The 16,417-nt window shown below is 48.9% G+C and carries 20 protein-coding genes; 8 read left to right on the forward strand and 12 right to left on the reverse strand.

The window, feature by feature from the left end:
- Nucleotides 1-11: 11 nt before the first annotated feature.
- Nucleotides 12-995, reverse strand: a complete 984-nt coding sequence (locus tag B0475_RS01970; RefSeq protein ID WP_109862334.1) for a serine/threonine protein kinase — start codon at nucleotides 993-995, stop codon at nucleotides 12-14.
- Between the two features lie 113 nt (nucleotides 996-1,108).
- Between B0475_RS01970 and cls the strand changes: the two genes are divergently transcribed.
- Both cls and B0475_RS01980 read left to right on the forward strand, forming a co-directional pair.
- On the forward strand, nucleotides 1,109-2,581 hold the full coding sequence (gene cls, locus B0475_RS01975) for a cardiolipin synthase (RefSeq protein WP_077409728.1): 1,473 nt from the start codon (nucleotides 1,109-1,111) through the stop codon (nucleotides 2,579-2,581).
- Nucleotides 2,582-2,587: 6 nt separating this feature from the next.
- On the forward strand, nucleotides 2,588-2,959 hold the full coding sequence (locus tag B0475_RS01980) for a hypothetical protein (RefSeq protein ID WP_077409729.1): 372 nt from the start codon (nucleotides 2,588-2,590) through the stop codon (nucleotides 2,957-2,959).
- On the opposite strand, the gene B0475_RS01985 is transcribed toward B0475_RS01980, so the two are convergent.
- From B0475_RS01985 to B0475_RS02000, 4 genes are all read right to left on the reverse strand, one after another.
- Nucleotides 2,947-3,597: a class I SAM-dependent methyltransferase gene (locus B0475_RS01985; RefSeq protein WP_077409730.1), complete on the reverse strand. Its 651-nt coding sequence runs from the start codon at nucleotides 3,595-3,597 to the stop codon at nucleotides 2,947-2,949. The two genes, B0475_RS01980 and B0475_RS01985, sit on opposite strands and share 13 nt — an antisense overlap.
- Nucleotides 3,597-4,685, reverse strand: coding sequence for a hypothetical protein (locus B0475_RS01990; protein WP_077409731.1), 1,089 nt, complete (start codon nucleotides 4,683-4,685; stop codon nucleotides 3,597-3,599). Before B0475_RS01990 ends, B0475_RS01985 begins: the two co-directional genes overlap by 1 nt.
- A complete protein-coding gene (locus tag B0475_RS01995) occupies nucleotides 4,660-6,081 on the reverse strand; it encodes an MBOAT family O-acyltransferase (RefSeq protein ID WP_077409732.1) in 1,422 nt (473 codons plus the stop codon). The genes B0475_RS01990 and B0475_RS01995 overlap by 26 nt, the downstream gene beginning before the upstream one ends.
- A 174-nt stretch (nucleotides 6,082-6,255) precedes the next feature.
- Nucleotides 6,256-7,044, reverse strand: coding sequence for a delta-class carbonic anhydrase (locus B0475_RS02000; protein WP_077409733.1), 789 nt, complete (start codon nucleotides 7,042-7,044; stop codon nucleotides 6,256-6,258).
- Nucleotides 7,045-7,204: 160 nt separating this feature from the next.
- Here B0475_RS02000 and B0475_RS02005 point away from each other — a divergent pair, with 160 nt between their 5' ends.
- The 3 genes from B0475_RS02005 to B0475_RS02015 are packed head-to-tail and all read left to right on the forward strand — an operon-like array spanning nucleotide 7,205 to nucleotide 8,396.
- Nucleotides 7,205-7,657, forward strand: a complete 453-nt coding sequence (locus B0475_RS02005) for a hemerythrin domain-containing protein (RefSeq protein ID WP_077409734.1) — start codon at nucleotides 7,205-7,207, stop codon at nucleotides 7,655-7,657.
- 20 nt (nucleotides 7,658-7,677) lie between these two features.
- On the forward strand, nucleotides 7,678-8,160 hold the full coding sequence (locus B0475_RS02010; RefSeq protein WP_077409735.1) for an MgtC/SapB family protein: 483 nt from the start codon (nucleotides 7,678-7,680) through the stop codon (nucleotides 8,158-8,160).
- Between the two features lie 35 nt (nucleotides 8,161-8,195).
- Nucleotides 8,196-8,396, forward strand: a complete 201-nt coding sequence (locus B0475_RS02015; RefSeq protein ID WP_077409736.1) for a DUF3185 family protein — start codon at nucleotides 8,196-8,198, stop codon at nucleotides 8,394-8,396.
- Between the two features lie 62 nt (nucleotides 8,397-8,458).
- Here the strand turns inward: B0475_RS02015 and htpG are convergent, their stop codons facing one another.
- Nucleotides 8,459-10,348 carry a molecular chaperone HtpG gene (gene htpG, locus B0475_RS02020; protein ID WP_077409737.1) on the reverse strand — a complete coding sequence of 630 codons (1,890 nt, stop codon included), beginning with the start codon at nucleotides 10,346-10,348 and terminating at the stop codon, nucleotides 8,459-8,461.
- Nucleotides 10,349-10,463: 115 nt separating this feature from the next.
- On the opposite strand from htpG, the gene ylqF reads away from it, so the two are divergent.
- On the forward strand, nucleotides 10,464-11,375 hold the full coding sequence (ylqF, locus tag B0475_RS02025) for a ribosome biogenesis GTPase YlqF (RefSeq protein ID WP_077409738.1): 912 nt from the start codon (nucleotides 10,464-10,466) through the stop codon (nucleotides 11,373-11,375).
- Nucleotides 11,372-12,022 carry a pseudouridine synthase gene (locus B0475_RS02030; protein ID WP_077409739.1) on the forward strand — a complete coding sequence of 217 codons (651 nt, stop codon included), beginning with the start codon at nucleotides 11,372-11,374 and terminating at the stop codon, nucleotides 12,020-12,022. Before ylqF ends, B0475_RS02030 begins: the two co-directional genes overlap by 4 nt.
- Nucleotides 12,023-12,028: 6 nt before the next feature.
- On the opposite strand, the gene B0475_RS02035 is transcribed toward B0475_RS02030, so the two are convergent.
- From B0475_RS02035 to B0475_RS02050, 4 genes are read right to left on the reverse strand one after another with little or no spacing between them, the layout of a single operon-like run.
- A complete protein-coding gene (locus B0475_RS02035) occupies nucleotides 12,029-12,493 on the reverse strand; it encodes a DUF3106 domain-containing protein (RefSeq protein ID WP_077409740.1) in 465 nt (154 codons plus the stop codon).
- Nucleotides 12,465-12,722, reverse strand: a complete 258-nt coding sequence (locus B0475_RS02040) for a hypothetical protein (RefSeq protein ID WP_077409741.1) — start codon at nucleotides 12,720-12,722, stop codon at nucleotides 12,465-12,467. Before B0475_RS02040 ends, B0475_RS02035 begins: the two co-directional genes overlap by 29 nt.
- Nucleotides 12,719-13,063: a hypothetical protein gene (locus B0475_RS02045; protein ID WP_077409742.1), complete on the reverse strand. Its 345-nt coding sequence runs from the start codon at nucleotides 13,061-13,063 to the stop codon at nucleotides 12,719-12,721. The genes B0475_RS02040 and B0475_RS02045 overlap by 4 nt, the downstream gene beginning before the upstream one ends.
- Nucleotides 13,056-13,673, reverse strand: a complete 618-nt coding sequence (locus tag B0475_RS02050) for a sigma-70 family RNA polymerase sigma factor (protein WP_077409743.1) — start codon at nucleotides 13,671-13,673, stop codon at nucleotides 13,056-13,058. Before B0475_RS02050 ends, B0475_RS02045 begins: the two co-directional genes overlap by 8 nt.
- A gap of 171 nt (nucleotides 13,674-13,844) precedes the next feature.
- Here B0475_RS02050 and B0475_RS02055 point away from each other — a divergent pair, with 171 nt between their 5' ends.
- On the forward strand, nucleotides 13,845-14,324 hold the full coding sequence (locus B0475_RS02055) for a hypothetical protein (protein WP_077409744.1): 480 nt from the start codon (nucleotides 13,845-13,847) through the stop codon (nucleotides 14,322-14,324).
- A gap of 55 nt (nucleotides 14,325-14,379) precedes the next feature.
- Here the strand turns inward: B0475_RS02055 and B0475_RS02060 are convergent, their stop codons facing one another.
- Both B0475_RS02060 and B0475_RS17590 read right to left on the reverse strand, forming a co-directional pair.
- A complete protein-coding gene (locus B0475_RS02060) occupies nucleotides 14,380-16,098 on the reverse strand; it encodes a peroxidase family protein (protein WP_077409745.1) in 1,719 nt (572 codons plus the stop codon).
- Between the two features lie 139 nt (nucleotides 16,099-16,237).
- A complete protein-coding gene (locus B0475_RS17590) occupies nucleotides 16,238-16,405 on the reverse strand; it encodes a hypothetical protein (protein ID WP_157892633.1) in 168 nt (55 codons plus the stop codon).
- Between the last annotated feature and the right edge of the window lie 12 nt (nucleotides 16,406-16,417).

Below are 16,417 nucleotides of genomic sequence, written 5' to 3' on the forward strand. Positions count from 1 at the left end.
AATGAATTATATCAACTCAGGCCAGGACTTACACGGTCCAGCTGCTGCAGCTGGGTTTGCAGGTCTGCGATGTGTTGTTCCCAGAACTGGTGTGTATCAAACCACGGAAAAGCCGGAGGAAAAGCCGGATCATCCCAACGCCGGGCCAGCCAGGCGGTGTGGTGAATCATGCGCAAGGTGCGCAGTGATTCCATGAGTTTCAGTTCTTTGAATGGAAAATCCCTGAACTCCTGATAAGCCGTAATGATTTTATCCAGCTGACGTTGCTGATCATCTTGATGACCCGATAGCAGCATCCAGATGTCCTGAATAGCCGGCGCCATTCGCGAATCATCAAAGTCCACCAGGTGAGGCACTTCATCGCGCCACAAGATATTGCCCACGTGTAAATCGCCATGTACGCGGATTGGTTGGGTGTTTTGTAACCGTTCATCGATGTGCTCCATGATGGACTGACAAATTGTCAGGTAAGGCCGCCTGAATTCCAGGGGGATGAATTGTTCACTGACAAATTCAATGGACGCGTGTCCAAAGGAGGTGGCATCCAATGTCGGACGGTGTTGGAATGGCTGCTGTGCACCGACCAGATGCAAACGGGCCAGGGTACGGCCCATAATGGCCAGGTTGTCCTGATGATCAAGCTCCGGCGCATGGCCACCCTTGCGGGGAAATAAGGCAAATAAAAATTCGTCATATTGGTGCAGCGTCTGACCAGTCACGTCAGCCAATGGCAACACCACCGGAATATCCACTTCTGCGGCTTGTTGACTGAATGCATGTTCTTCCCTGATTTGAGCAGCCTGCCATCGGCCTGGCCGATAAAATTTAACGATCAAGGGGTCTGCCTGATCAGTAATTCCCACCTGATACACCCGATTTTCAAAACTGTTCAGGGCGTACAGACTGCCTGTGGTGAAGTGGCCGCATTGCTCGACTGCACTCAGCACCTGTTCAGGGGTCAGGGCATCATAGGGGTGTGTACTGATGGTATTCATGGTTTGCATCATAGCAGATAATCGGCATTGCCCACCGATCATCAGATGTTAACTGAGATTTCATGAAACATGGCTTATAATCATTGTGATGAATACAGCGCTGCAAACAGATCATGACTATTAACTGGTTTACCCTGACTTATGCCGTTTATTGGGGTGTGGTGCTGTATGTGACGGTGCAGATCATTCATCAGTACACCATCAGCTCCAGGGCATCGGCCTGGCTGTTCACCATTTATGTTTTTCCAGTGGTGGGTGTGGGTTTGTATTTTATTTTTGGGGTAAAGCGCAGAAAGCGAAAAATTTACCAGCAGAAACTGAGCAGTGACCAAAAATCACTGGAACATTACCTGTCGCTGTTCCCAGATGAGACCAAGGGTGGCAACATGGAACTTCCGGAGGCTTTGCATCCTTTTTCCGGTCTCACCGAAATGATTGTCCGAGATGGCTGCTCGCGGCTGACGGCATACAATCAGGTGACATTGTTGGAAAATGGCGAGGAAAAATTCCCCCGGTTGCTCAAAGACATTCAGGCCGCCACCCAGAGTATACACCTGGAGTATTACATTTTCCGCTTTGATCAGGTGGGTAATGAACTGTTACAAGCTTTGATCTGCAAGGTCAAAGAGGGTGTCACAGTGCGCTTTATTTATGATGATTATGGCAGTCTCGGACTGAACCAGTCGGTGTTGAAACGGATGCGTGCTCATGGCATTGAAGCCTGGCCTTTTTCTGAGCTCAGTTTGTTTGCCTTTACCGATCGTCTGAACTACCGCAATCATCGGAAGATTGTGGTGATTGATGGACAAATTGCCTATATAGGTGGTATCAATGTGGGTAATGAATATCACAATGAATTGACAGAAGGCGCTTCAGATAATCAACCATTCTGGCGTGATTCGCACCTGCGAATAAAAGGACAGGCGGTGGCATACTTACAAAGCATTTTTATCAATGACTGGAATTTTTGTACCAGTCAACAGGTTGCCATCGATGACACCTTGGGTGTAGACGGCCAATTGCCGGAATCTGGTGATCAGAAACTGATACAGGTGTTGTCCAGTGGTCCTGATTCACCGCAACCGACCATTCTGTTTGCCATGTTACAGGCCATTCATGCTGCCAGAGATGAAATATTAATCACCACACCATATTTTCTGCCAAATCCGGCAATGACCAAGGCACTGAAAATTGCGGTACTCAGCGGGGTGACGGTTAAGGTTCTGGTGCCCCATAACTCAGATAACTGGGTGGTCAATGCCGCCGCCCAATCATATTATTATGAATTACTTGAGGTGGGTGTTGAGTTTTATAAGTACACCAACGGTTTTATCCATGCCAAGACCATGGTCATCGACGGCTACCTGAGTGTCATGGGTACTGCCAATTTTGATGAACGCAGTTTTGAATTGAATTTTGAGGTCAATGTGATGATTTACGATCATTCATTTGCTGAGCAGTTGCGGGATTCATTTGCCAGGGATTGTACACGAGCCAAGCAACTCAATGTAAATGCCTGGGAGTCCAGGTCAGCGGTCAAGATTTTTGTGGAAAAACTGGCCAGATTGATTTCACCAATTTTATGAACAGCCATGGAAAAACAAACGCAAAATACATCTGATGACACCTTGAAAGACCCCGGACAAGTCCGTGAAATGGGCCCCGCAGAACGCTTGCTCCGTTCTTTCGGACCATTGGCTGGAGGCGTTTTACTGGACCTGGTTGATTTGGCGACTTTTGGACCGGTTGGTTTATACCTGGGCCCGGTGATTGGCGGCTTGCTGGGCTGGTGGCTGGCCAGGGTTTATCGATTTGGCATCACAGGTCAATGTGTGCTTATTACCCTGACAGTGGTTTATTGTACCCTGCCGGGTACCGGCCTGGTCCCCCTGGCCACAATCATCTTTGGGTTGGTCAGGTTGGCTGAAACTCACCGTGTCAAACGGCATCATCAAGAAGACTGAGCTGTCTGTCGGGCCAACAAATATACATCAGTCACAGATTGCTCATGGTGGGTGTGAGGCATGGTTTCGATACATTGAATTTTGAGCCCAAGCTTTGACAAGTGCTGTTTCAGTTCCGGCAGGTCATGGTGGTATTGATACACCGCGCCGGCTGAACGTTTGGATGTTTGTTTGATAACCTGATCAGACGGTCCGGTGGTCAGGCTCAGGTACAACAGCCCATTGGGATGCAGCTTTTCTGATACATCAGACAGCCATTGCCTGGCATCAGCTGGATTCAGATAAGGCAGGCAAAAGCCGCAGAAAATGGCATCAAATCGCTGTTTTAGATCATTGATTTGCCGGGCATCCATGACCACAAATTGAGCATTGGGGTTCAGTTCTTTGGCCAGTTTGATCATGTTGGGTGCCAAATCAATGCCCATAATGTCGAGGTCCGGACAGCGTTTTAACAAGTAATGGCTGACCTGGCCAGGACCACAACCCACTTCCAGCAGCGAATACTGTTGCGGTTGAAGTGCGGCCAGGAACGCGTCGTATGATGGCTGGTAAGGCGCATAATCTTTAAAATGTGCCAGGTATGCATCGGCGGCGGCATCAAAGGTGGCCACTGTTGCCATGTATTGTTGTTCACTCATCAGTATAATCCTGTTTTACCGGCCGCCAGTAATTGTTGATGAATGAGGGGTATCAGTGCAGCTGTGTATGCCGGTGCATCTGCAGAATGCAGGTGAGACCATTCAGGAATGCGGAACCCTTGTAGCGATTCATGGTCTTCGAAATGGAGACCGATCGAATCGGTTTCTTTCAACAGGCGGTCCCAGTGCGTTTCTCTGGGCTGTAAGCGGTTTTCCCGTGGCCGGTAGTCACCACTGGAAGGTGGTCTTATGAACACCACTTCACCACCCCTGGCGCGGATGGTCTTCACGTCATTGACCACACCTGCCAGATAGGTATCAATGTCAAATGGAGCAGGTCCACGCAAGTCTCCCATTTTCATAAAACCCCGCCAGGTCATTTGTGCATGGTGCTGATATTCAGGCTGTTGTTCGACCTTCCAGAACATTTTGGTGTCCCGGTCCCGGTCTGATTGAGCTATTTTCCAAACCCCCATTCGCGGATCAAATACACCTTCGCGGTTAGGCAATTCAAGGCGTTCGATCAGGGTGAACAATGGCCAATTGCTTTGATCATAGAATGACAAGTGGGGCTCGATGAGCATGCTCAACTGCTGGCCCAACCACTGACTTGGACTCTCATTGGCATAGTATTCCGGGGCATCTGCTGACAAACCGCCTCGTTCACGGAAAAAACTACCTGGGGTGATACCCACCAGCAATAACCCTTTGAAATCTTGATCAGCGGCCAGATCGGCCAGTATGGGTTGGGGATTGGTGCCGGCCAGCGCCAGTTGTATAGGTCGCACACCGGTTGCAGTCTCAAAAGTATCCAGATCAAAGTCAAACAGGATGCGGCTGGCACCGATGATGACCACGGACTGTTCATCACTGTGATCAACCATGCTTCGTTGTATGGCCCACAGGCCATTGTTGTCAATGTAGGCTTCCGGTTCATAGCCCCAGATTACCCTCGCATTGTATTCCCAGGCCAGCAGCCCGGCGATGAACAGGGCCAATGCCAGCATCAGGGTAGCGGACCAGTTACCTTCCGGTATGGGTCGGTTTTCATGAAAGTAGTAATCAGAATTGGAAGTAGATGAAGGCATCGCCGCTCCCCTGTGTGATGATGATGAGAAACAACATGGTTCCCCAGATGAGTCCCAGCAGCGGCCATGGTGTGCGTGCCACCACAGTTTCAAGGCTGGTGTTGCGCATCCGCCAGTGGACCCATAACATGACCAGGGTGACCACGGATACTTCGATGATATAGATGGTTGCCAGCACAGGCTTTCCATCACCGTTCATACCAAACATGGATTTGATCAGGCCAAATGCCTGTGGGAACGATTGGGCTCGAAAAAATACCCAGGTGATGTTGATCAGTAGATAAGTCAGCAGGCCCAACAGCAATTGAACCAGTCGTTTTTTAACCCAGTCGGCCTGTCCCCAAGCGTTTTTGCATTTTCGTTCCATCGCCAGATAAATGCCATGCAACCCACCCCAAACCACGAAGGTCCAGCTGGCTCCATGCCACAGTCCTCCCAGCAACATGGTCAGCATCAGATTGATGTTGGTGCGCACCGGTCCTTGGCGGTTACCTCCCAGGGGAATGTACAGGTAGTCCCTCAGCCAGGTTGACAAAGAAATGTGCCAACGCCGCCAGAAATCAGAAAAGCCGATGGCCGCATACGGGTAATTGAAGTTACTGGGTAAAGAAAAGCCCAGCGTCAGCGCAATGCCAATGGCTGTGGTGGAGTACCCGGCAAAGTCAGAAAAAATCTGCCCGGCAAAAGCAAAGGTGCCCAACCAGGCATCCAGTGTGGTGACTGCATCCCTGGCACCATAAACGTCATCGGCAATGGTGGCCAGAATACCATCGGCAATCACCACTTTTTGAAACAAGCCAAGGGTCATCAGGCCAAGGCCCCAGATCAGCATCTTTTTGCTGGCTTTACGGACGGTTTCAAATTGTGGAATTAAGTGGGTTGGACGCACAATCGGACCCGCCACCAGTTGTGGAAAGAAAGTCACAAATAAGGCGAAATCAAGGAAGTGCTTACTGGGTTCAGCTCGTTTGAAGTACACATCCAGGGAATAGGCCATGGTCTGGAAGGTATAGAAAGATATACCGACCGGCAGAATGATGCTCCATTCTGGAACCACATAATCGATGCCCATGGTGGCCATCAATGATTGCCAGTTTTGCAGCAAAAAATCACCGTATTTGAAATACCCCAGAATACCCAGATTAACCATGATGCTGATCAGCAACAAACGTTTGCGCCTGGCCTGGTGTTCTGTGCGGTGCATTTGATGGGCCACATGCCAGTCGACCAGGGTCGATAACCAGATCAGAATGATGAATGGTGGATTCCAGGCAGCGTAAAACAAATAGCTGGCGATCAGCAGGTTTCTTTTTTTCGCCCGCCAGGAAAACGGCAGGTGGTGCAACAGCAGCACAATCGCAAAGAAGACGATGAACGTCAACGAATTGAATAGCATAAAGATTCCCCTTTAACACAGCTGTCGATCGCTGTTTCTTTCGATTGTAGCACAACCACAATAGACCTGGTCGCACCTACAGCATCTGCCCAATTGTTGTTTAAAGAGGCTGTCAAACAAAAACAGCCCGATGGGAACATCGGGCTGTGCTTGCTTCAGCTTAGATTTCGAGGTTTATTGAGATGAAATTTCAGAAAGCAAGGCCGGGTTGGTGACCAGTTCGCGAACACCATGAGCTTTGGACTCATTGAATGGATTGTTTTCACACCAATCACTCAAACTGTTGATGTCCAGTTTGGCGCATTGTGGTCTTACGCTCCAGGTCACTTGTAAAGGAGAACAGCTTTGTTCTGTGTAGCTTGGGCCGGTGGTTGAGCCGGCAAATACCACCGGGGTACCGGTGTTGTTGGGAATGTTTTTAGCCTGGTGGTAATCATCACTTTGTAAAGCCCCGCCGTAGCGCAATTCGTCAAAACTCAGGGCGTTGCTGTCATTGACCAGGGTAAACACCTGCGTTTCTACCCGCAAGGTAGGGTTGGCGCATGATTCGCTCAGGCAAGAGCCGAGGCCCTCGCCGGGTGATACATCACAAGAACTGTGAACCCAATGCATTTCTATGGTGTCACCAGGTTTTACACCCTGACACATGTTTTTGGCCGGTGTTTTCAATTCAGCTTTGCTCAGGTTTTGACTCATGCTGCATTGATAGCCATTGGGTTGCCCATCACTGGTTTTAGCAAGAATGGCGAAGTCGCTGGCTTTGTGTTCGGCATTCACATGAAAATGAATGTTACACAAGTTCATGTTCTGATAATCATCAGCCAGGGCAAATATGCGGTTGTTGGTACCTGCATGGCTGTCAATGTCTCGGGGTGTTTGTGGTCCGAAACCTTCACACACATCAGCGGCCATCAGGGTTGGGGACAAGGCTGTCAGGGAAGCCATCAACAAGTATTTTTTCATGATTCTCACAAGTCAGTTAATGATGATAATAATCATAATCATTCAGGGTGTAAAATGTGTGAAAATCAAACAATTGTTAAATGACCCTTAATGAATCTTCACATCCGCTTCATGGTGAAATCGTTAACATATTGATTTTTAAACATTTACAGGAGGCAACTTGAATATTTTTGATTCCATTGAACAGGACCACCACATCCAGCGTCAGTTGGCAGACAAGTTGATACAAACTTCAGGTGACTCAGCTGAACGCCGCGAGACATTTAATCAACTTAAGAAAGAACTCATGGCTCATGCCGATGCAGAAGAGCGGTATTTTTATGTTCCTTTGATCAAAATTGACGCCACCCAGGATCACGCCAGACATGGCATCGCTGAACACCACGAACTGGATGAGTTGGTTGGTCAGCTGGAAAACACAGATCCCAGCTCATCAGCCTGGTTGAAATACGCCAAAGAGCTTGCGCATTCAATCAAACATCACCTGGCAGAAGAAGAACAGGACTATTTTCCGGTTGTCAAAAAGATAATGAGTGATGAAAGGGCGTCCACATTGGGCAATGAATACCTGTCGGCCATGCTTAAGCACCGGCAGTCTGCCAAAGCGGCCTGATCTGAGCATAACTGTATTTTATGATTGAATATCTGAATAATCACTTTGGTGACCTGATCAATTGGCAATTGGTGAGTAAAAATCTGATTTTGATTTGTGTCGCCTTGTTGTTCTCACTGCCCATTGCTTACAACCGGGAAACCCGCTCTCAGGGAGCTGGCCTGCGTACCTATCCCCTGGTTGCTGTGGCCACTTGTTCATATACGCTTTTGGCGCTGGATGTACTCGGTGGCACGGATGGCATTGGTAAGTACATGGCTGGGATTGTGACTGGAATCGGTTTCATTGGCGGAGGTGCGATACTCAAGTCCAATGATGATTCCAAAATTACCGGGCTGGCAAACGCCGCCAGTATCTGGAACACCGGTGCCATTGGCATGGCTGTTGCCTGGCAAAGGTTTGAGATAGCTTTACTGATTGCCATACTGAACTTCCTCATCCTGAGGATTGGCTTTGAAGCCAAAAAAGTCGTTAATGACAACGACGAAGACCTGGATCAATGACCGGGTTTTTCAATCAACGAGAAGGAGAAAAATGAATGAAAACCAATCAATTAATCGGCATTATACTGCTGGTAACCGGGGCAATATTGATATTCTTTGGCTTAAATGCCACCGAATCACCCACCGAAGAAATCGCGGAAGCCGTGACCGGCAGATACACTGACAAAACCATGTATTACCTGATAGGAGGTGCTGTGTCGGCAGTCCTTGGGTTGGTATTGACGCTGAAAAAATAAGCCGTTGTTACCAAAAAAAAAGGGCCGTTTGAGGCCCTTTTTTCGTTGCATGACATGTCCGCTTATTTCAGGATGTCCAGCATCAGCTGATTCATTTTATGCACATGATCAGCGGGGTTTTTCAATTGACCGCCTTCGGCCAGCAAGGCTTGCTCAAACAACAACTCAGACCATTGCTTGAAATGATCCTCATTGTCAATGTGCTCGATGTGCTGTACCAACGGGTGGTCAAGGTTGACTTCCAGAGCCGGCAACTGACCTGGCATGGATTGTCCTGCCTGTTCCATGAGTTTTTGCATGTGAATGGCCATGGCGTCTTCATCCATGACCAGACAGCTGGCTGAATCAACCAATCGGCTTGAGGCCGTGACATCACTGACATGGGCTTCGAGGTGTTTCTTGATTTTTTCAAGGAAGGTTTTATCGGCTTCTGAGGGTTCATTCTTTGATTCATCCTCTTTTTTGCCCAAATCCAGTTTACCTTTGGCCACGGATTGAAATTTCTTGCCATCAAATTCCTGCACATGCCCCATCATCCATTCATCTATGCGGCTGTGCATCAACAATACCTCAACGCCTTCTTTTCTGAACAGTTCCAGGTGTGGGGAATTTTTTACCGCCTCATGTGATTCGCCGGTGATGTAATAGATTTTTTCTTGTTTGTCCTGCAGGCGACTCAGGTAATCTTCCAATGATACATTTTCTGTGTCATCACTGTTGTGGGTGGACGCAAAACGCAAGAGTTTCAATACCGCTTCACGGTTGGCAAAATCTTCAACCACGCCTTCTTTCAAGGTATCGCCAAATTCTTTCCAGAAGTTGGCATAGGCCTCGGTATCCAGGGATTGTTTCTTCAACAGGCCCAGTACTCGCTTAACCAATCCAGACTTGATTTTTTTCAGTAACGGGTTGTCTTGTAAAATTTCACGGGACACATTCAGGGGCAGGTCATTGGAGTCCACCACGCCTTTGACAAAACGCAGGTAATTAGGCAGCAGTTCTTTGGCCGCATCCATGATAAAAACCCGTTTGATGAACAGTTTCAGACCCTCACGATCTTCAGGGTTCTGGAACATGCCAAAGGGTGATTTCTGTGGTACGTATAAGAGGTTGCTGTAACTTTGGGTGCCCTCAATGTGGTTATGTGTCCAGAAAGCCGCTTCATTGAAGTCATTGCTGATTTGCTTGTAAAAGGCTTGATAATCTTCATCGCTGACATCAGCCGGGGCTTTTTTCCACAGTGCGGTGGCGTCGTTGACCACCTCATATTCTGGTGTTTTGGCTGGGATTTCGTTGCCCTCATCGTCTTTCTCGGGGTAAGTGACTTCCAGCATTTTGATTGGGAATGCCACATGCTCTGAGTATTTTTTGATCAGACTTCTGAGGCGGAAATTATCGGCGAATTCAGCTTCCTCATCACGTAAATGAAGGATGATTTCAGTGCCTTGTCCGGCTTTGTCAACCGGTTCCAGGGTGAACGCATTTTTGCCGTCTGATTTCCAGCAGACCGCCTCATCTTCACCGGCTTTCCGGGTGCGCAGCTCAACTTCTTTGGCGACGATGAATGATGCATAAAAGCCGACGCCGAACTGACCAATCAGATTGGCCTCACCACGGTCTTTTTTGGCGATGGATTCAAGGTATTTTTTGGTGCCTGAATTGGCGATGGTGCCAATGTTGCTGATCACTTCATCACGCGTCATGCCAATGCCATTGTCACTGATGGTGATGGTTTTGGCCTCACTGTCAAAGTCCACTTTGATGGTCAGTTCATCACCCAGCAGTGCAGGGTTTTTGATGGCTTCAAAACGCAATTTATCGCAGGCGTCAGAAGCATTGGAAATCAGTTCACGTAAAAAGATTTCTTTGTTGGAGTACAGCGAATGAATCACCAGGTCGAGAACCTGATTGACTTCCGCCTGAAATTCAAATTTTTCTGCAGTTTGTGTCATAACTCTCGTGTCAGATATTTAAGATGAAAGCAAAATAGGGTTGGTGATGCAGAATTCAAGTTATTGTGGACAATGACTGCTAAAATAGCGCTCTTTAAGATCAGCAGCACTGCCCATGAGTATCAATTGGTTTCCCGGACACATGCACAAAGCGCAAAAAGAAATCAGGCAATTACTTCCTGAAGTCGATTTGGTGATTGAGGTGCTTGATGCCCGTTTACCCTACAGTTCACAAAATCCTTTGCTGCAAAAATTGCGAGGTCAAACCCCCAGCATCAAATTGTTGAACAAATCTGATCTGGCTGACCCCAAACTGAATGAAGCATGGATTGCTGAATTGCAACAGGATCCGACCATCAAGGCCTATGCGGTGCATACCAGTGACACCGGACTGATCAAACAAATTCCAGGTTGGTGTCTGGATTGGTTTCCGCACCGGGAGATCAATAAAAAACCAATTCAAGTGATGATCATGGGTATTCCCAATGTTGGCAAATCGACATTGATCAACATCATGGCTGACCGCAGCATAGCCAAAACAGGCAATGAGGCAGCAGTGACTAAACGGCAACAGCGGATAAAATTACCCGGCAACGTGATCTTGCACGACACACCGGGCGTGTTATGGCCACGCTTTGACAATCAGAACAGTGCTTACCGGCTGGCCGTCACCGGTGGCATCAAAGATCACATTGTGGAAGCTGAAGACAAGGCTTTTTTTCTGGCAGAATATGTGTTGCAGACCTACCAGGATTTACTCAGAGAACGGTATCAAATTGATCAACTACCTGCCGAACCTTACGATCTGTTGGTCTTGATCGGGCAACGGCGTGGTGCACTGAAAGCGGGTGGGCGGGTTGATCTGACACGGATTTCCAACCTGTTTCTCAATGAATTCAGAGCAGGCACAGTGGGGCGGATCACCCTTGAAACGCCGGCCATGATGCACCATGAAGAGCAGCAAGTGGCTGCTGACCTGGCAGCCCGTGAAGCCAGGAAATCAGCCCGTAAAAATCGCCGCAAGTGAAGCCATACAACCCACCAAAAGAGCCCTTACTTGAGATCATCCACCTGGATGATGATGTGCTGGTATTGAATAAACCACCCGGACTGTTGTCGGTTCCAGGGCGCAGACCGGAACACCATGATTCCCTGCAAAGCCGCGCACAGCAAGCACACCCGAGTGCCACCACAGTGCACCGGCTGGACATGGAAACATCCGGATTGATGGTGATGGCCATGAATAAGGCCAGTCATGTGCACCTGAGCCGGCAGTTTGAGCTGAGGCAAGTGAAAAAACGCTACCGGGCCCGGGTGTTTGGCCGGTTGCCGGCACCCCAGGGCACCGTTGAGGCGCCATTGATATGTGACTGGCCGAACCGGCCCAGACAAATGGTTGATCTGAAGGTGGGCAAACCTGCGGTGACCCACTGGCAGGTTTTACAGGAGGATGCTGAAACCAGCTGGGTGTCATTGCAACCGGTGACCGGCCGCTCTCATCAGTTGCGGGTACACATGTTGCACCTGGGACACCCCATCCTTGGTGACTCGTTGTACGCCAGTGGTGCGGCACTTGACATGAGTGACCGGCTGGCTTTACAAAGTGAATACCTGAGCTTTAAGGCACCTGGTAATGAAGAGCCCTTGAGTTTTCAGTTGGATGCTGAGTTCTGACGTTCATCAAGGATTGCGCTGATTGCGTTTTTGTTGTCGTTTCAATTGTCTTTTCTTCATGGCTTGACGCTGTGCCGGAGTCATTTCATTGAACCGCTTGCGCAGCTTATTTTTCTGTTCTGGCGTCAGGTTTTGAAAGCGCTGATGCAATCTTCTTAAGTTTTGTCGCTGTCGGGGTGACAGCTTTTTGTAGGCCTGGTAACGTTTGCGGATTTTTTGTCGTTGCTGCGGGGTGAGGTTTTTCCAGCGGTTCAGGCGTTTGAGCACCTGACCTTTTTGTTGTTTGTCCAATGACTGCCAGCGTTCTGCGCCTTTGGCCAGTTGCTCACGTTGCTGCTGTGGCATGTCGTCCCAGTCAGCCTGGAATGGTGACAGTGTTTGCTGTTGAGATTCACTCAGGCTGTCCCAGTCTGAGGCCAATAATGGCCAGCTGAGTAACAGGTTAATTATGATCAGGCTTGTGTTCTTCATTGGGGTGCTCTTTGTCCAGTTCTCTGGTTAATTCGTTGTCTTCAATTAAGGTGGTGGGGTCCAGCCATTGGTCGCTGGCATCATCACTCCATTCGCCAAGAAACATCAGCAGTTCCAGGTCAGGCTGTGCTGTGGCGCTGATTGTCTCAACGGGTTGTGCAATGACAGCCTCTTCAGTCGGTTGATCACTGACGCCAGCCAGTAACAATGTCAGCCAACTCAGATTCATATGTCTGATTCCAGCAATTGGCTTTCTTCCAGCCAGGTGAGAAACTCGAGGTCTTCATAAAACTCAGTCTCAGCTTCAGCAGCCAGTAACTCCACATCGCTCAACCAATCATTCTGGCCGTTTTCAGGTACGTTCGGTTGACTGAATTGCCAAATCATGAACAGCCCCAGTACCAATGAGCTGGCAACAGTGGCTACTGGCATCCAACGCCTGCGGCGTTTGGGCTGAAACACCGCCTGATGACGAATGTCATGAAGTCTGGCTTGGGTAGGGCCATCGATGCCATCGGTCACTGCATTCAGCGAATTTTTGATGTCTTGTTTCAATTGATTTTCATTCATGATCGGCTCCACGGAGTTCATTGATTTTGTGCATGGCCCGGTGCAGGTGGGTTTTCACACTGCCTTCGCTGATTTGCATGATCCGGGCGGTTTCATTAACTGACAACTGTTGCCAGTGACGGTAAATGAGTACTTGTTTTTGTTTAACGGGTAACTGGCTGATGTATTCCACCAGGGCCTGGCCCTGTTCAGCGGTGATCAACCGAGAAGCGGGTGAGGGCATATCAGCCGCTTGTTCCACAGCCAGCTGATCTCCGTCATTGCCCTGGAAAAAATATTTAAACCAGTGTTTTTTCCTGCGGTGGTGGTCGTTCATTTTATTGTGCAGAATGCGGTAAAACAATGGTTTCCACTGGTCATCAGGTTTGTGTTGATAGGCTGTTACAAATGCAATCATGGCCTCCTGAACCACATCAAGGGAATCCTCTGGATGACGGGTATTGAGCAACGCAATGGCATATGCCTGTTTTTGCTGGGTGCGCAGAAACTGATCTAATCTGAGCTGTAATGTGTGCGCTGATACCACGGTGTCCTGAAGCTTTTGTTGTCGTGAAGGTTGTACAGAGTTCAGGTAAACATTATATCGTTGGCTGATGGCTGTTGTCGTCATGATTGAGTCTTTTCGTCTGATACAAGCAACAACGGATGACCGGCAATTACGTTGACAGCCCGATGAAAAAATTATTTTTCCGGTTGTTGTGTCAACCGACTGACCGGATTCGCGTTGGGATCAGTAACTGTCATGCTGGCAGTGCTTTTTAACCAATCAAAGGAGTAAACCATGAACATCAAAAACCTTAAATTAACCCTGATCATCACCTGCAGCCTGTTATCGGCAAGCGCCATGGCTGGTTTTGACATCACCCGCATGACCACAGTGGTCGATGATTTTTCTGGTTCATACACCGTGACCAGAAGTGGCCGTTTGGAAAACATGAATTTCAGTGGTAACACATTGACTGAGTTCAACCAGTTTCACCCCGGCACCAATGACAACAACGCTGCCCTTACCGGTGTCATCAGTAAAACCATCACCCGGGGTGGTGGCCAGTTAAATACTTCTGCAGATGGTGAGTTCACGGTGAGCACAGATGACAACAGCCATGCTGTGTCATTCACAGGTCTGGAGGTCTTTGCTGATGCCGATGGGGTGGTGCTGAGTGGCACGGTGACAGTCAATGGTACCGACTATGATGCGGCAGATTTACCAGAAGTACTGGCTGGTCTGTTGCGCCGCGTATTCTGGTTAACAAGACGTTGATGGTCAATCATCAGGTGATAACAAGGGCACTCAGTTGAGTGCCCTTGTTGTTGGTTCATTGTCTGGATTCAGTAAGAAACACATTGTTTTGAATTTCATCACCGATGTCGGTGTTTCTTCTGATGACATCGGACAGTCGGGTCCGTCTGATCTGTTCTGCTTGTCGCCGGTCCATGTGTGATTCGAAATAGAACCGGTCACCATCACGCAAGGCACTGAACTGTTCGGCCAGCACGGTTTGAATCAGTTCCCCTACCAGCGCTTCTGGTTCGATGTCTTCTGACAAGCCCCCAACCCACAAATCTATGTCATCTACTGAGTCATAAACGGCTGCCAAAGCTGCCTGCGTGTTGGTGTCAGATGACACTGCTGCAAAACTGTTTTTACGTGGCAGTCCATATGCTTCCCGAACAGCATTGTAGGCTGGTAAGCCATGATCCCGGCCACGTTGGATGTTCAATGAGGCCAGGTCAAATCCTCCAGAACCCGGAGCTCCGAATAAAAAGTTCCTGACATCATCAATGATTAAATTGTCCACTTGTTGACATACCTGTGCAGCCAAGCCACGTAATATGGGTTCAATACCCCCCTCTGCTGAGAGTCTGTGAGGGGCAAAAAAGGCCGATCTCAGAGGCAGGTGTCCAGCTTCAATGGGCTCACCGTCAACATCCAAACGCAACAATTGTGGGCTCAGCGCGCTGTGACCATAACGAAACACCGCACCGGAGAATAAATTCGCAATACCGGCATGAATGCGGTCATTGTACCCCCGGTAACGGGGCAACGCATCGCGCCCCAGCAGTGTGGGCAAATACTCATGATAAGTGATGGCCTGTATTTCTGCTGCCACGATGGCTCTGGCCTGTTGGTATATTTCTTCGCCATTCAGTTGCGGGTTGTTTTCCCGGATGCGGTCAGCTTGCCAGTTGTGTTCCCGCATAAACAAGGTATGCATTGCCGTGAGTCCGACCTGTTCATTGGCCCTGACATCACCGGCCAAAAACAACTCTTCACTACCACCGCCGGCATTGGCCAGGCCTTCAGTGTTGAAAGGTAGCAAGCGACCGGGTGATTCTTTTAACCGGCCGGTTCCATCCATGGTTCGCAATGCTGTGGCTCGCATGACGTCTGAACCATACACATTTGATGCATCCAGCCAAGCGGTGATTTCATTGATTTGTTGTCTTGGATTTTCAGTTGAGGTACCAGTGTCTGGGTCATAAATAGAGCGGTTAAAAGCCATGGTCTGGGTGCCGCTGGCATCAGGGTCAAACCAGGGGTCACCTACAGGAATTGAAATGGCAGCAGGTTCAGCAGGATCGACACCGTCGGTTAAATCAATGTCATGGTCAATGAATTGTCCCCATTGCCAGAGGTAATCGCTGGCGCCCCGGTGATTGGGTATGTCAGCTGACTGAGCGCTGACTGCCTGACTGATCTGACGGGCACTGACGCGGTGATTGCCGGCGAGGGCTTCCACTCCATCTGCATAGTCATGTTCCACCAGGCGCACCAGTTGGGTGTGTGCTGCTCCCATAGAAGGCAGCGAGCGGTTGTTGCCACTGCCATCAATGGACCGGTAGCGATCATCAGTTGGTGTGGGGTCCTGTGGTGGCCTGGGACCGCGTTCAATCCGCCTGGCTGGTGAGATCAGATTGTCTGGTTGATTGTCTGGCCGGGAACCGGGTCCACCGTTTTGAGCATTTTGAGCGATTGACTGGTTGCTCAGAAACAAGGTTGTCAGACAAAGTGTTTTGAAATTGAATTGTTTCATATGAAGACTCCGTAGTGTGGTGGCTTGATGCCACTCGTTATGGTGACTTTCAATCTAAGTCTGAAATATGAAAGAAATGAGCAAGAAATCAGCAAGCATCGTTAAGTAATGGTTAACCAATCGATGGGTTAATGAAAGCTTAACCATTGAATGCATTGAAAGAATGTTCCCGGGACTTCGGCCTCCGATCCAGTCTCCGCTCCAACTCCTGTAACCATGCAGCCAAGAAGGGAAAAGAAACTGAGGCCTGGCGTTCACTTTGACTGAGCAAGCGCTTGAGTCCCTGAATAGCTAACGCTCTGTCCATCAAGGCGTCCAG

It is taken from the genome of Marinicella sediminis, assembly GCF_002000055.1.
Taxonomy (GTDB): domain Bacteria; phylum Pseudomonadota; class Gammaproteobacteria; order Xanthomonadales; family Marinicellaceae; genus Marinicella; species Marinicella sediminis.